Raw genomic sequence first — 15,193 nt, 5'->3', positions numbered from 1 at the left:
TTACTATGATTTTTAACAAAACAATTTCAATTGGCGTAATACTCTCTGCAATTTGGCTTGTCGGCATAGTCACGCTGTCGGTATTCGCTCCTTTGTTGCCAATCAATGATCCGGAAGAACTTGATTTATTCAGCATGTTGGCGACACCTAATGGCGACCATTTTATGGGAACCGATTCACTGGGTAGAGATATTTTTTCGAGAGTCATTTATGGCGGACAAATTTCATTGTTTGTTGGTTTGGGTTCGGTAATGATCGGTTTACTCTTTGGCAGCACTTTAGGCGTTATCGCTGCGTTTTATCAGGGACGCATTGATACGATGATTATGGGAGTGATGAATGTTATGTTGTCGTTTCCGGCACTTATTCTGGCGGTAGCAATTATTGGTTTCTTAGGTGCATCTATTATTGTTGTAATTTCTGCTATTGGCGTGGTATTTATACCTGCTTTTGCTCGTATTGCTCGCGCTAATACTCTAGTGTACCGAAGCAAGGAATTTGTTTTAGTCGCTCGCACTTTGGGCGCAACGGATTTAAGAATTCTGAGCAGGGAAATACTGCCGAATTTAATTGGGCCGCTTTTCTCATACAGTTTAGTGATGTTTGCGGTTGCAATTTTGGCTGAGTCATCTTTAGGGTTTTTGGGTTTAAGCGTACCGCCACCTGCGCCCAGTTGGGGCGGTATGATAAGCGCCGAACGAACCAACCTAGAAACTGCAGTACACACCATTCTCATGCCTGGTTTGGTCATGTTTATTACGGTTGTTGCGTTAAATATCTTGGGTGAAAAAGCCCAACGTCATTTTGATGTTCGTAAGACGGTGTTGTAAAAATGACGGTCAATAACAATCAAGCGTTTCGTGAAACTGGTTTGTTGCAAGTCGATAAACTAAAAACCTATTTCGAAACATCGGGGGGCTTGGCGAAAGTTGTTGATGGTATAAGTTTCACCTTAGAAGCTGGAAAAACTCTGGCGATTGTGGGTGAGTCAGGTTCGGGAAAAACCATGTTAGCGCGTTCGATTATGGGATTGATTCCGGTGCCACCTGGCATTGTTGCTGGTGGCTCTATTCATTTTCAAGGCCAGGATTTACGTCTATTAGAAGAACATAAACTATCAGCTTTACGCGGTAATGACATCGCAATGATTTTTCAGGATCCGATGTCATCGCTTAATCCGGTGCTCAATATCGGTGAGCAACTGAGTGAAGGTTTGATTCGTCATAAAAAATTATCCAAGAAAGAAGCTCTCAAGCGCGCCTTAAGCTTGCTCGAGGATGTCGGTGTGCCGGCACCTCAACAACGACTTGGCGAATATCCCCATCAGCTCTCGGGTGGTTTGCGTCAACGAGTGATGATTGCCATCGCCATCGCTTGTGATCCTGCCGTACTTATCGCCGATGAGCCAACCACCGCGCTTGACGTGAGTGTGCAAGCGCAAATTCTACGTCTATTAAAAAACAAACAGCGCCAAGCAAATATGGCGATGATTTTTGTCAGTCATGACTTGGCGACTGTTGCCGGCATCGCCGACGATATAGCAGTGATGTATGCGGGAAAAATCGTTGAAATTGGGCCGGCAAAAGCATTAATTCAAAATCCACGGATGCCTTACACCCATGCCCTTCTACAATCGATTCCGCGAATTGACGCCCGGAGTCACCAGGAGCTCGCGGTGATTGAAGGGCGACCGCCAGACTTAAGACAACTGCCTCGAGGCTGCAATTTTGCTGATCGTTGTCAGTATGCGCAGCAAAAATGCCGGGAATCCGAACCTGAATTGGGTGGCGAAATGAGCGAAAACCAATCTCTGGTGCCCGAGCATCGTTTTGCCTGTTGGTATCCGGTCGCTGACAATAAAAATAAACCTAAACCCGCGAGTGAATCATTTTGAATCAAATTCAAAAAGACGAGACAGCAAACAATTACGTGCCTGAATCAGAGACCATTCTGTCAGTTCAAGGTTTGGAATGTATTTATCACAACGCGAGTGGCGAGCCACTGCGAGCGATTAATAAAATAAGTTTTGATGTGTATAAAGGAGAAACCTTAGGTTTGGTGGGTGAGTCGGGTTGTGGAAAGTCGACGACGGGAAAATGTTTAGTTCAGCTAGAAAAAGCGAGCGCGGGCCGCGTGATTTTTCAAGGCATGGATTTATTAACCGGCGATAAAAAATCATCTCATAATCAAAAACGCCCCGAATCCAAACAGCAACTTCAAATGGTATTTCAGGATCCGATTTCGTCTTTGAATCCTCGACGTCAGTGTGGCGAAATTGTTGCGGAACCCTTGAGAATCTCAAAAAAATTCGATGAAAAAATCATTCGAGAGAAAGTAACCCAAGCTTTAGGATTAGTGGGTTTTGATCCCGTTTCAGTTTGGGATAGAAAGCCACATCAGTTCAGTGGAGGTCAATGCCAAAGAATTAGTCTGGCCCGTGCAATCGTGAGCGAGCCAAAATTTTTGATTTGTGATGAACCCGTATCTGCGTTGGATGTTTCGGTACAAGCGCAAATTCTAAATTTACTAGAAAAAATGAAGGTTCGTTACGGCCTCACGATGATTTTTATATCTCATGATTTAGCGGTAATTAAACAGATTTGCGATCGTGTCGCGGTGATGTATCTGGGAAGCTTGTGTGAGATCGCACCAATTGAACAATTGTACTCACAGCCAAAACATCCTTATTCCCAAGCCTTATTACAATGCGTTCCCGATATCGATAACCCGCTCGCCTATGATGAGAACGATTTTATATTAGGGGGTGAAGTCCCGTCGCCACTGAATCCGCCAAGTGGGTGTCGTTTTCGTACCCGCTGCCCTAAGGCGAAAGCACTGTGCGCACAGCAGGAACCGTCAATGCAAGAACTCGAAACAGATCAATTTGTCGCTTGTCATTTTCCAGATTAACAAGCCGTGTAAAAATTCGATGGTATTAAAACGATAGCAGATTAATCACTATGACTATTTTCGTTTTTTTAAATCGAGAACATTGAGCAAGGTTTTAACACAGGCGTTCGCGGCTTCTTCACCTTTTATTTTAAAGTGATCATAAAAATAATCGTGGTGTGCTTTACCTTCATGAAAATGATGTGGAGTAAGTACGGCCGATATTATAGGTATTTCAGTTTTAAGTTGAATATCCATAAAGGCTTTAATAATGGCGTCAGCAACAAATTCGTGTCGATAGATTCCACCGTCAACAATTAAGCCTGAAGTGACGATGATGTCGTAGTCGCCAGTTTTTGATAATAATTGTGCTTGTAAGGGGATCTCTAAGCCGCCAGGTACTTCGTAGCAATCGACACGGTCTTTAGTGATACCCATCGCGTCGACATTTGCGATGAATGAATCACGACATTGATCAACAATATCTTTACTCCAGCATGATTGAATAAAAGCTACGCGTACGTCCTGTAGCAATTTAGACACTTTAGATTTGCTTAGTCGCTTGCTCATGATGAAACCCTGTAAAGTTCGAATAGCGGATAAATACTTCAGGGCGGCAATTGTAAAGAATGTCACAGGGTCGGACAATCACCATTCCCAATTTAGATTCGATAGAGTTCGAATTGATGGGGATGTATCTGTCGGATTGATAAATGATAGGGAAGGAGAGGAGCGGTAGTATAAGTAATGCAAGGGAGGTTTGGCTCCCTTGCATTGAGGCATTTACGGTTACTTATTTAGCAAGTTTTTTGCTTCGTCCATTTTCTTGCTCGCCGCTTCTTTAGTTTCTTTCAGGGCTTCTTCTGCGTCTTCAACGGCTTCAGCGCCAGCTTCTTTAGCGTCTTCTAATTTTTCTTTGGCTTCTGCAGTTAATTCTTCCGCTTTTTCTTCGATGGCTTCACCGGCGTTTTCCGCTCGTGCTCGTAAATCTTCTGAGCCTTCAGCTACGGTTTCAACCGCAGAATCGACGGCTTCGCTGACCCCAGAGTCTTCAGGTTTTTCTGAACACGCGCTAATAAAAAAAGCAAAAGAAAGTGCGATGCAAAATCGAATAAGATTGTTGTTCATGGTGGATTCCCCGTTAAGTGTTAAGAAATATATTCAGGCATAGTGTATGGCGCTTACGAGATTACCAGAAGTGCTTAAATGTAAAACAGTGACAATTATTTTAGCAATATGGTACTTGCGATAATACTTAAGTGTGAGACTGAGGAAAAGTGGTTGCTGACCGTACGGACATGGGTCGAGGAACTCTGTTGGGGTAGATCCGTGAGAACGGCTCTGGTTAAGGCTCTTGGAAGCTGTTTGCTCGAGTTGGAGAAAAACAATAATTCAGTGCGTCGTCTGACTAGTACCAGAAAGAGAAAAATAGGCGAATGACATTGGCGTTAAATGAATATGGATCTTCGCTGCCGGGGGCAACGCCGGTTTGCGTCGCGTCGAGGAAATTATCGTAATCTAATTGAATGTGATCCCAATAAAGATTGACACTGCTTTTGTCAAAAAATGGAATGATTCCAGGAGGGATTTCATAGCTGGCGCCAAGGCCAAAAGTGGTTGTGCCGAAATCGCTCATTTCTTTATCCCGTGCACGAAACTCAACTCCGTTCCCATTAGCGAATGGAAATAAATCGCTATAAAAATCGGCTTGGTTTTGTTTATAAAAGCGGAGTTTGCCTTCTAGGATAACGTTCCATGCTTCAATTGGGTGGGTATACCGAAATTCAAGGCTGTCTGCATTAATCCCCCATGAGTCACCGAAAGTTCGATACTCACCGCGAATAGACGCACGATAAGGCAAATAATATAAAGCTTTTATTGAGAACGCGTCGCTATTGCGAGTTTCCGGATACAGTTCGGGTTCTAGTACGGTATCGTTTGGATCTACGGTGGTTGGGTCGAGATGTCGAATTGAGCGATAAGGGTTATTTAAAAACCCCTCGTCAATCACAGTTTCGAAGTTAAGTGCGACTAACAAATTCTTCGTTACAATTTGTGAAATTCCTAAACTGTAACGACGATGTTCTGCTTCGCCAACTTTGTTTGATCCATCGACTGGGTTGACGGTTCCATTTCTGCCGACAATATCCGAACCATAACTAAAGCCAAGAGAGATGTTGGTCAAGTCACCAAAAAAATCTTGGCTAATACCGAAGCCAATTGTTTCAGCGTCATAGTCACTTTCTGAACTATTGGAGTAGCTCAAACTCATTATGGTTTTGTCATAAAGATAATCGAAGCCGACACTGTATTCAGTACGTTCTTCGGTATAAGTACTTGCACCCGCGAACACTACATCAATGGAAGCGCTAGTTACCATGTCGACATAATAATTTCCGTATATTGAAATAGTGTCGGCGAAGCTTTTACGGACTAACACGGAAGGCCCGCTAATATCCGCACCACCCCCATCGTAGGCATGGTAAAGAACATCCACACGGTCTTCAGGCAGAACTGCACTGAAACTTAAATTAGAATGAAAAATTGCGCTAACCGCTAGTATCGCGAGTAGTGCTTTCAATCTAGTTACAACCACATCCGCCTCCGGCACTACCTTCTGCTCCACGCATTGCTTCACGCGCTTCGTAAACGTGGTTGAGATACTTCGTTGCTACGGCATCACGTTCAAAGCTCATGATTGGGTCGGCGAGATTTTGTCGCTCGTAAGGTTTGACCCAGGGCTGAATAGTGCAGCCGCTAAAAAAAGCTAGAGCGAGTACCAGTACAGAAATTTTTAACGTTAACGTATTCATTCGCGAATTAACTCTTGAATTTGTTTTCGATAGTCTTCTTCATAACCAGGCTTATAACCTTTGTGTAAATATCGCATCTTGCCATCACGATCGATCATAATCGTCGTTGGCATGGCACTAACATCATACAGTTCGCTAATTTTGTTTTCTGTGTCAAAAAGTACTGGAAAGGTAACAGGAATTTTCTTTAATGCTTTATTGGCATCGTCAACATTAGCGTCGACGTTAACACCTAAAATTTTAAAACCTGCTCTGCTGTACTTCGAATAAAGCTCATCAAGAATAGGCATTTCTTGTCGACAGGGGCCACACCAGGAAGCCCAGAAATTTATCATGATTACTTCGCCACGTTGTTCTGCGAGGCGAATATTTTCGTTTTTGTTACTGGGTAAGGTAAAGTCCGGTGCAACGCCCTCTAGTTTGGTCGCGGCGTTGGCACTAGTAATTGCAAAACTGCTCATAATCAGAGCCAATAAAAACTTTTTCATTCGAATCTCCTGAAATACTTCGTTAGCCCTACTATATGTATCGCTAACATTTGGTTAATTTGTTTTTTAGCTTTTTGTACGTCTTATCTATAACGTATTTTTCAGTAAGCCATAAAAAACAAATAAATATCCCCAAAAAAATAAAAATTTACACCCACGATAAAAAGCTCAGCAAAAAATTCTCGTATTAGAAAAATATACCGAAGCCGATGTGTGCCTCTAAGTTGTTGGTGTCTATTTCCTCTCCTAATAAATCGTACGAAAACAAATGGTCGCGAATGTCGACATGAAAGGTTAGCCAATCCGTTAGATAAAGCCGCAAGCCGCCACCAAAGTTATACGTGAAATGTGATTCATCTGCGAAATCGGTATTCCCAAAGCCACCAATTATGTAGAGCGAGGTATTAAAGGCCCAGTTCTCACCGATAAATATTTCGCCGGGAAAAATGTTGTAGCCAATAGAAACATTGTAGTACGTCAATTTTCTATCGTTGAAAAAATTCAAGTTACCACTTTGCCGCTCGAAACTTGTCTCGCGTAAAGTCGTTTGACCGAAAGTGGTTTCTAAAAAGAAATCTTCAGTAACGTGATAGCCTAGGCGAAGCCCTGCCACATCATTGCTACCGAATTCTTCAATACTAAATACGCCGTAAAAAATACTGATTTCAAAGTCTTCATTATCGAGAATGTCATCTTCGATAACACGACGTTCCATATCAGGCGTGATTATTTGGTCAAGCACTGAGCTTGTTGTGACGCGTTCGGGTTCCGCGTCATCGCTTTCTTCGTCCTGACTAAAACAGGGTGCGATGAACAAGCAAGTTAGCAGTGCTAGAAAAAAACGTTGATTCCGAGTTTCCACTCTTTAACCTCTTGGTTTTCATTACGGCTAGTTAGAATTAAATTATTGGTGTATTCCAGTCGAACCATTAAGCGACGTGAAATATAAGCTTGTACGCCGGCCCCTACGGTCAACATGTTATCCGTTCGATCTTCTGAGGCGATAAGTGTTGCATCGGGTTTCGTCTGAATGACCGCTGCGCCTAGAGAAAAGAAAGGTGAAACTCGCCAATGAGGAAAGGTTTCATGAACAATATTAGTACCGAAGATCAGGCTATCCGAAAAGTTTCCGATGGCTTGTGTCAACTTAGCTTCCACTGACAAATTATTTGAAAATCGGTAGCCCAGAAACAAGGTCATCGCATCGGCACCGCCAAAATCTCCAGCAGCCATGCCTCCGCTCCAGCGTCTGCGCAGGTAATCATCGATGTCCGGGGTATCGAATATATACAGCACATCATCGGTACCAAGGGTCATTTCTAGCTCACTGCGGCGAGCCCAACCGGATTTGCCGCGCTTGGTCTCAATCATTACCCAGTCGGTTCGTTGCTTTATCAGTGAGATGGTTTCGCCATATTCGACGGCATGAAATACGGGGTAGCCCCGCCCAGGGCCGGTGTGTACTTCCACATATTGGTCCAGAACGCTCACAGCCAGCGCTTCCTTCGCATGTGTTGGTGACGTCAAACAACACAAAGTGAGGATGCCGAAGAGGGCTGTAGACCACCACTTTGGTCGAAAAATCTTTTGTTTCATCAATGGCTTAACTAGTTTACCGGGGCTTGGAATGGGTCGTTGTAGTATTGTGCCCCAATATCTAACCATTCTGAAATTAATTTTATCTCCGCAGGCGTCAATAAGCCTTCGTGAGTCGCATTTCCTGAACCCGTTCTAAATCTTGCAAAGAATCGTGGGCTGTTTATTGCGCCGGCAGGGCTCATAGAGCGAGGCACTGTTATGGTATCGAGTATCTGGATTGGGTTGCCCATCCCATCAAGGATAAGGTTGCCCATCGCGTCGGTCTGAAAAACCGGATTACCGTTGTTATCAACGCGCGGTACTGTGATTGGCGTTAACACGCCTCCAACGACTTGCCGTTGCACGTCGTTTCGAAGCAATTCTCGAAATGATTCCAAATGGATAATGCTTTCGTTTGGATTTGCGGCAACGTTGCGTAAGTCTAGGTGGCCCAAGGGCTCGGCGAGAGTAGTATCGTCAACATTATCGGCGATATCGTGACAATAACTACAAGGCTGCATTTGCGGTACGGCGTTGATCACCACCGGACGTGGTAAATCCCAAATTTGCTGAATATGCGTTGGGTAGTGGATTGTAATCCGGCAATCTGCCGCCCAATTCGCAACACAGCCAGCAAGTGTCGGTATTCGAAAGGAGGCGTCGAGGTCATTGTAGGAGTAGTTGATAGCCGCTGCTGTATCGAGGGGAACTGACCATGCATCGTCGAAAACCAAGTCGACACTGGGGGTGCGTGGGCCATTAATTCTTGCGTAGGTTTCCGCCATGGTTTCGCCCATTTCAGCACTAAGATTTGGCTGTGCATTTGGGAAAGGACCAATGGTGGTTGCACCGGGGTTTGCCGAAGCCGCTTGAGCATCCATTCGGCCATGAGGTAACTGGCTATTTGCGGTATGACAACCATTACACTCGAGCTCTTCACCGGCACGTACTTGCATCCAATTCTGATGGCGGGGGCTGGTTCGTGCTCCGTCTCGATTCAAAATCGAGATGGTAAAGGCAACATCAGCTGGAACCTTAAATTTCACCGAGCCGTCTGGTTCGATGGGAACGTAACCCAAAATTTCTCGCATTGATTGACCGCTTCCGCCGATGCCGAAAGCATCGTTATTAAAATCGTATAGGTCGTCATCAGGGATACTGACAGCCTTAACGATGCGGATAAACCGTGAGGGTCGTGCGCTCCAGGCAGTTTGGTTGGGGTCAGCCATTGTGGCGATCCCGTTAGCAGTGGTGTCTACCCCATCCAAGTCGTAAACACTGCGAATGTGTACAACACCCACTTTTTCGCCTACTAAACCGACATCGGCTGCGGGCGGGATAAAAACGCTTGGAATCGCGCGCGGTTCCATTGCGACGGCTTCCGAATAGATGAGCCCGTCTTCAGGAAGAATAATCGGTAACTGAGTGCCGCCAACTGGGTCGTAAATCCAAATGCCGAACAACGGTTCTGCCTCAACGATGTTGGGTATTAGCAAATTGGCATCGGTACAAGGAAGAAACGTCGTTGGGTTCGCAGGATCTGGGTCATTCGGATCAACTAAGCGGCACTGATTCCAGCTAACTAAAAACCGGTCTGTATTGTCGAAAAAGGGGTAAGCAGAATTAAAATAACCGTGGGGAGAAATGGTCGCATCGATATTCACTGCAAGGTTCGAAGCTGACACTTGTCCAGGTGCTGTCGCTCCTGCATTTGCGGTTGTTGCTTGATTAATATCGATGTAATTCGCTCCATCAATCAAGACCATATCACCACCAAAACGAGCATCTGTTCTGGTACGAAGATTCACTAGGATTTCACCATTGGGTGTTTGTCTAGGTTGAGCAAAAACGGCTTGAACCGCATTGGTACCGGTGTTTTGACTGTGAAAACCGTAGTAAATTTGCTGATTGCTGCCGTCGGGATTAATGGTGTAGAGACTCATATTATTATTGCCATAGCGATCCCAGCGCAAAAATAATATCCGACCGTCATCTAGGACAGTGGGTTGTAGGTCATGGCTTTGGTTGTAGGTGATCTGATCGATATTGGAGCCGTCGTCATCCATGGTGTGGAGAACGAAAGCGGGCTCATCGCCATTTAAGTTACCTTCGTGCAGGCCACCGAATTGAGATTTACCCTCCAATAGCAAAATTGAGCGATTGTTCTGTTGGCGATCTGAGGAAAATACAATTTTGCCAGATTCCGGCAAGTAGTGAGGAGCGACGTCGTGACTGCGTTGTGCGAGGCTGTCCGAAGGAATCACTCGCCGCAGGGTGTCATTTGGGAGGTCGTATTCCCAAATATCCCATTTTGCTTGCTCGTCTGCGTTGAGGTTAGGGTCATCGGGTGCGCGCATGGCGAACAACAATTTGGTTCCATCGTAAGAAGCTTCGACATCCTTGACGTCATAAAGCTCTCCTGCGGGCCAGGCACGGTCTGTGATGTTAAATTCTTGCGCGGTAGGCGAGGCACGATCACGAATGTACAGGGCGGCACCGGGATTGAAAGCGTAGGGTGTCGTTATATCGTCAGGGACGATGGCATTCATATTGTTTGGGTCGATCGGAATGGAGCGCTTAACGTAGGCAATTGGAAGGTCGAGCTGAACTGGATCAGGGTCTTGACCGCCACCACTGCCGCCGCCGCCACAAGCCGTCAAAAACAACGCTGATGCAGCAATGCTCGACATAATAAAGCGAACTGTGTTGGAACCTAGATCTTGCCCATTCATTGGTTTTTACCTGTTTTGTTTTTTGCTTATCAACAAAAGTGAACTCATGGCGTTGGTCATAAATGCGTTAGCGGCCATTACTTATTGTTTCTTATTGAGCTTGTTTCATTTCACTTCGATTCAATTCTTTTGCCAAAGTGTCTGAAATAAATATTTAGTTCTAGTTTTTCGCTAACAAATCACATTGTCGATAAAAAATAAAAATATTTCCGCCAAAAAAGTCACGAATTTTCTAGATATATAGTAAGCCCATCAGATTTTTTAAGCAGCTTTAAGGTGGGATTATTGACGATCGGCGGCATTCAATCGATGAAATAACATGAATTACTGAGCACCCGGAAGTACTTGAAAAATAAGCGCAAAATACTGTGATGTACTATACAAAATTCTCCCATGTTAGAAAAATGGGTTTCTGTATTGATAATAATCCAATAGGATTTTCGCTACTAAATTGGAAAATTTATTTGCTCTTGAGCACGAAGCTTGCAACACCGCTCGATAGAACAAATAAATTCAGTGCATTGCATGTCATTCTGGGAATTAGTTGTGATCAAGTTCAAACAAAATCAAAACATCGTAATTTCAGCCCTGACAAAAAGCGTCGCTTTATTCGCGACATTGTCAGTCTTCGCATCATTTGCTAACGCCGGATCTCGCGAGCAAGCCAAGTTTATTCACGATCGGATTGCTGGGGTGCCGCCCACCGAGACTGTTTTATTGGAAATGCAGACTCAAATTGAAGCTGGGAATATTTCGAATATTGGTGGTGGCACACCGAGTGCCGCTGAGATTGCTATGAGCAACGACGGATTCTACAACGCGACCTTGAAGAAAATGGCCGCGCCTTGGACGAATCGAGATTTCGATCCATTTGTTCCTCTCAATGATTACATCGCCACGTTCATTGGTATTGTTCGCGATACCGAGAGCGATCCGAATATTGATTTTCGATCCATCTTAACGGACGACATTTTGTATGTAGGTAATGGTGTTACGACGGGTTATGCGATCAATAGTAATCAGCATTACCTTGAGCTAGAAGCAAGCGGTGCAAATTTACAAACTGCCTTAACGCAAACGACACAATCCGCACAAACTGGTGGCATACCGTCTGCGGCAACTGCGGGTCTTATGACTACCCGAGCGGCTTCGAGAGCATTCTTTATCGACGGGACGAACCGCGCGATGTTTCGTTTTACTCTGATGTCTCAACTTTGCGTTGATCTTGAGGAGCTTGAAGATGCTACGGGTGTGCCGAATCGTATTCGTCAAGATGTGAGCCGCAGCCCTGGTGGCGATAGTCGTTTATTTACCAATGGTTGTGTTGGTTGTCATATCGGTATGGACCCAATGGCTCAAGCCTTTGCTTACTATGACTTTGAATATCCGGTTGATGGCAATGGCGACCCCGATCCCGATCGAGGTTCTTTGCAATATAACTTAGCGGGCGATACCGACAACGATATAGAAGTCGGCTCGCGAGTGAGAAAAAAATATCATATTAACGCTAGCAACTTCCCTTACGGTTTTGTTACTCCAGATGACAGTTGGGAAAACTACTGGCGGCAGGGGCCAAACCGCAAATTAGGTTGGTCAAATGCTTTGACCGGGTCAGGTACAGGCGCTAAGACAATGGGTGAAGAAATGGCTAACAGCGAAGCCTTTGCGCAATGTCAGGTTAAGAAAGTATTTAAAGCTGTGTGTTTACGCGATCCTGTTGATGTGGCGGATCAAAATCAAATATTGACTACCACCACGAATTTTAAGAGTGGGTATAACTTGAAACAAGTATTCGCAGAAACTGCGGGTTATTGCAGCGCGGGTCTTTAAGTAAAATTTATTTTTAAATTTTACTTGGTGATGAAAATCGGCAACAAGGTAAATCGTGAATTTTTTGCGATTAAAAAGTAACTAAGTGATTGGGCTTATGTACAAAAAAATAGATCAACTCAAAAGACATTTCGACTGCAATAGTAAATTACTACTAGCGCTTATATTTGCTTCCGCTTTTTTAGCGGGTTGTTCCGGTGGTAGTGGTGGCGATAATCAAACCAATACGACTGGCGGCACCGGCGGTACCACAGCCACGGGATTTACTTATTCTGGTCCTCCTGCCCTCAATAGTGATGTGACGGAATTTCAGGTCAATGTGTGGGCGAATCTTGTTGCCGATAATCGTTGTGGCAATTGTCATAAGCAAGGCGGTGTTGGGAATGGCGCTTTTGTTAGAGACGACGACATTAATATGGCCTATAACATTGTTACGAACTCTTCTAATCCGCTAGTAGATTTAACGAATCCTGGAAATTCTTTAATGGTTCAGCGAGTTGGTGCTGGCCATAATTGTTGGTTAGCCAGTGATGTTGATTGTGCGCAAATTCTAACAAGCTGGATTAATGATTGGGCAACCACTGCGGGTAGTGTTACCAATACAATCAATTTAACGGCACCGCAATTTAACCCCGTTGCCGATAGCCGAAATTTTCCATCGGGTACCGCTGCGTTTGCGGGTATCTATGACATCTTGGTAAATGATGCGCGCGGAAACTGCGATCGCTGCCATTCTGAAGATGGTACGCAAATGGTTCAGCAACCATTTTTTGCTAGTTCGGATATCAATACAGCCTATTTGGCGGCGCAAAGTAAAATTGATTTAGGTGATTTTGACCGAGTCAATGCAACTCCAGCAGAGCCTACTCGTTCGCGATTTATTGTACGTTTGCGAGATGAGTTCCATAACTGTTGGACTAACTGTGCTGCTGACGCAGTGACTATGCAAGACGCAATCATTGCTTTTGCCGGTGGAATTACGCCAACAGTTGTTGATCCGAATTTATTAACCAGTGGTGCCGTTGTGCTGAGTAATGACGGTGTGATTGCCAGTTCAGGTGGTCGCGTTGAAACAGACATGATCGCGTACTACACCTTTAGACCACCCGATAGTAGCAGTGCGCAAACACTAATTAGTGAAGTGTTTGACGTGAGTGGTATTAATCCACCCGCGAACCTACGAGCATTTGGTAACGATGTACGTTGGGTTGGTTCTTGGGGTGCGGATATTACTAACGGACGTCTCCAGGGTAGCGCTTCAAAACTTTATGATTTGATAAATTTAACGGGCGAGTATTCGATCGAAGGTTGGGTCGTCCCGGCCAATGTCGTGCAAGATAACACGGCGAGAATCGTGACGTATTCGGGTGGTGCAGTAAGCGGAAATAATTTCGCCATGGGCCAGTCAACTTATAACTATGATTTCTTAGCTCGTAGTTCTGTGACTGACGATGACGGTGCGCCTGCGTACTCCACACCAGATGCCGATGAAGTTTTACAAGCAACTTTACAACACGTAGTGATGACTTTTGATCCTGTGAATGGGCGACGAATTTTTGTTAATGCACAAGAAGTTGGTGATGGCGTTGATCCACAAGGTGGCGGTAACCTAAGCGATTGGGATCCGAGTTTTGCTTTATCACTGGGTCAAGATGCAGGCGGCGGCAGCCAATGGCAAGGAACGATTCGTATGTTGGCGATTCACAATCGCGTCATGCCACAAGCGGACATCCAGAATAATTTTGATATAGGTGTTGGCGAGAAATTCTTTTTGCTTTTCGATTTGACGACGGCAGGTTTGGTAAACATGCCGCAGGCTTATGTCGTTTTCGAAGTTGAGCAGTTTGATAGTTATGGTTATTTATTTAAAAATCCATTCTTCATCAGTCTTGATTCAGCAGCAATGCCTGGAAGTATTCCATTAAGAGGTATGCGTATCGGAATCAACGGTAAAGAGTCTATTCAAGGTCAAGCATATGCGAAGATCGATACCGTCATCACTGATGCGACTTATACCAACGCAGGTCAATTACTTTCTGATTTTGGAACCATAATTCCATTAGAAAACGGCCCTGATAACGATCAATTTTTCTTAACTTTCGATGAAATTGGTACAAGTACATTTAATCGTCCTGCGGAACCTGCGGCGGCTACTTTGACACCAGAACTTACTACGGAAGAGCAGTCGCTAATTGGCGTGCGGCATTTTGATGAAATAAACGAAGCGCTTCATCAAATGACGGGTGTACCTAAAGATGACGCTCAAGTTGTGGCGACTTTCGGCAATGTCAGACAGCAGCTTCCACAAGATGAAAACATCACGGGGTTTTTGCCCGCGCATCAAATGGGCGTTACACAATTAGCAGTAACCTATTGCAGTCGCTTAGCGAACAATAATGCAGGTAATCGCGCGACTTACTTCCCCGGTTTTGATTTCGGTGCGGCGAATACGGTATTCGGCGCGGCGGGTTCGACTGCTCGCGGGCAAATAATTAATCCCCTATTAAATGCCTTGGTTGCACATACAATTGCACCTAGTGGTTCTTATGGTGCTGCGGCGCATTTAACAACGCATCCTGCGCCGGGCGATCAGGCACCGGCTACTGTGGATAATCCACAAGATGTTGTTGATGAATTAAATGATCTAATCGATATTTTGGTTGGGAATGGTTCTACGACTCCAGAAATTGTCACCGCGGTTTGTTCGGCGGCAATGGGTAGTTCATTGATGTTGATGCAATAAATCGATTTAGCTTTAAATTGAATTGATATATTTAGCGCAACTAATTATTAAATGCAGATTGAATGCGGAAAATTTTTAAGAGTTAAATGACTTTTAAAAAATTATTAAGAAAGGTGTGAA

Annotated in this window: 13 protein-coding genes; 5 read left to right on the top strand and 8 right to left on the bottom strand. The window is 44.6% G+C overall.

Annotated features, from left to right (window positions below):
- Positions 1–5: 5 nt before the first annotated feature.
- The 3 genes from ACYUCY_RS14620 to ACYUCY_RS14610 are packed head-to-tail and all read left to right on the top strand — an operon-like array spanning position 6 to position 2,910.
- Positions 6–830 (top strand): ABC transporter permease, encoded by an 825-nt coding sequence (locus ACYUCY_RS14620; RefSeq protein WP_460227257.1) that lies wholly within the window; start codon positions 6–8, stop codon positions 828–830.
- 2 nt (positions 831–832) lie between these two features.
- Positions 833–1,894 (top strand): ABC transporter ATP-binding protein, encoded by a 1,062-nt coding sequence (locus ACYUCY_RS14615; RefSeq protein ID WP_460227256.1) that lies wholly within the window; start codon positions 833–835, stop codon positions 1,892–1,894.
- Positions 1,891–2,910, top strand: coding sequence for an ABC transporter ATP-binding protein (locus ACYUCY_RS14610; RefSeq protein ID WP_460227255.1), 1,020 nt, complete (start codon positions 1,891–1,893; stop codon positions 2,908–2,910). The genes ACYUCY_RS14615 and ACYUCY_RS14610 overlap by 4 nt, the downstream gene beginning before the upstream one ends.
- Positions 2,911–2,964: 54 nt before the next feature.
- Here the strand turns inward: ACYUCY_RS14610 and ACYUCY_RS14605 are convergent, their stop codons facing one another.
- The 8 genes from ACYUCY_RS14605 to ACYUCY_RS14570 form a co-directional block, all read right to left on the bottom strand.
- Complete coding sequence (locus ACYUCY_RS14605; RefSeq protein WP_460227254.1) at positions 2,965–3,459, bottom strand: 6,7-dimethyl-8-ribityllumazine synthase; 495 nt, start codon at positions 3,457–3,459, stop codon at positions 2,965–2,967.
- Positions 3,460–3,678: 219 nt separating this feature from the next.
- Positions 3,679–4,017: a hypothetical protein gene (locus tag ACYUCY_RS14600; RefSeq protein ID WP_460227253.1), complete on the bottom strand. Its 339-nt coding sequence runs from the start codon at positions 4,015–4,017 to the stop codon at positions 3,679–3,681.
- A 280-nt stretch (positions 4,018–4,297) separates the two neighbouring features.
- Positions 4,298–5,485 (bottom strand): DUF3570 domain-containing protein, encoded by a 1,188-nt coding sequence (locus ACYUCY_RS14595; protein WP_460227252.1) that lies wholly within the window; start codon positions 5,483–5,485, stop codon positions 4,298–4,300.
- Positions 5,472–5,702, bottom strand: coding sequence for a DUF4266 domain-containing protein (locus tag ACYUCY_RS14590; protein WP_460227251.1), 231 nt, complete (start codon positions 5,700–5,702; stop codon positions 5,472–5,474). Before ACYUCY_RS14590 ends, ACYUCY_RS14595 begins: the two co-directional genes overlap by 14 nt.
- On the bottom strand, positions 5,699–6,190 hold the full coding sequence (locus tag ACYUCY_RS14585; protein ID WP_460227250.1) for a TlpA family protein disulfide reductase: 492 nt from the start codon (positions 6,188–6,190) through the stop codon (positions 5,699–5,701). Before ACYUCY_RS14585 ends, ACYUCY_RS14590 begins: the two co-directional genes overlap by 4 nt.
- A gap of 187 nt (positions 6,191–6,377) precedes the next feature.
- Positions 6,378–7,052, bottom strand: a complete 675-nt coding sequence (locus tag ACYUCY_RS14580) for an outer membrane beta-barrel domain-containing protein (protein ID WP_460227249.1) — start codon at positions 7,050–7,052, stop codon at positions 6,378–6,380.
- Positions 7,022–7,786 carry an outer membrane beta-barrel protein gene (locus ACYUCY_RS14575; RefSeq protein ID WP_460227248.1) on the bottom strand — a complete coding sequence of 255 codons (765 nt, stop codon included), beginning with the start codon at positions 7,784–7,786 and terminating at the stop codon, positions 7,022–7,024. The genes ACYUCY_RS14580 and ACYUCY_RS14575 overlap by 31 nt, the downstream gene beginning before the upstream one ends.
- An 11-nt stretch (positions 7,787–7,797) precedes the next feature.
- Positions 7,798–10,500, bottom strand: a complete 2,703-nt coding sequence (locus tag ACYUCY_RS14570) for an HzsA-related protein (RefSeq protein WP_460227247.1) — start codon at positions 10,498–10,500, stop codon at positions 7,798–7,800.
- A 546-nt stretch (positions 10,501–11,046) separates the two neighbouring features.
- Between ACYUCY_RS14570 and ACYUCY_RS14565 the strand changes: the two genes are divergently transcribed.
- Positions 11,047–12,330, top strand: coding sequence for a hypothetical protein (locus ACYUCY_RS14565; RefSeq protein ID WP_460227246.1), 1,284 nt, complete (start codon positions 11,047–11,049; stop codon positions 12,328–12,330).
- A 97-nt stretch (positions 12,331–12,427) separates the two neighbouring features.
- A complete protein-coding gene (locus ACYUCY_RS14560; protein ID WP_460227245.1) occupies positions 12,428–15,073 on the top strand; it encodes a LamG domain-containing protein in 2,646 nt (881 codons plus the stop codon).
- Positions 15,074–15,193: the final 120 nt, after the last annotated feature.

The organism is Aurantivibrio infirmus, assembly GCF_054767315.1.
The sequence above is the reverse complement of the archived record's forward strand: the minus strand, read 5'-3'. Positions and strand labels throughout refer to the sequence as shown.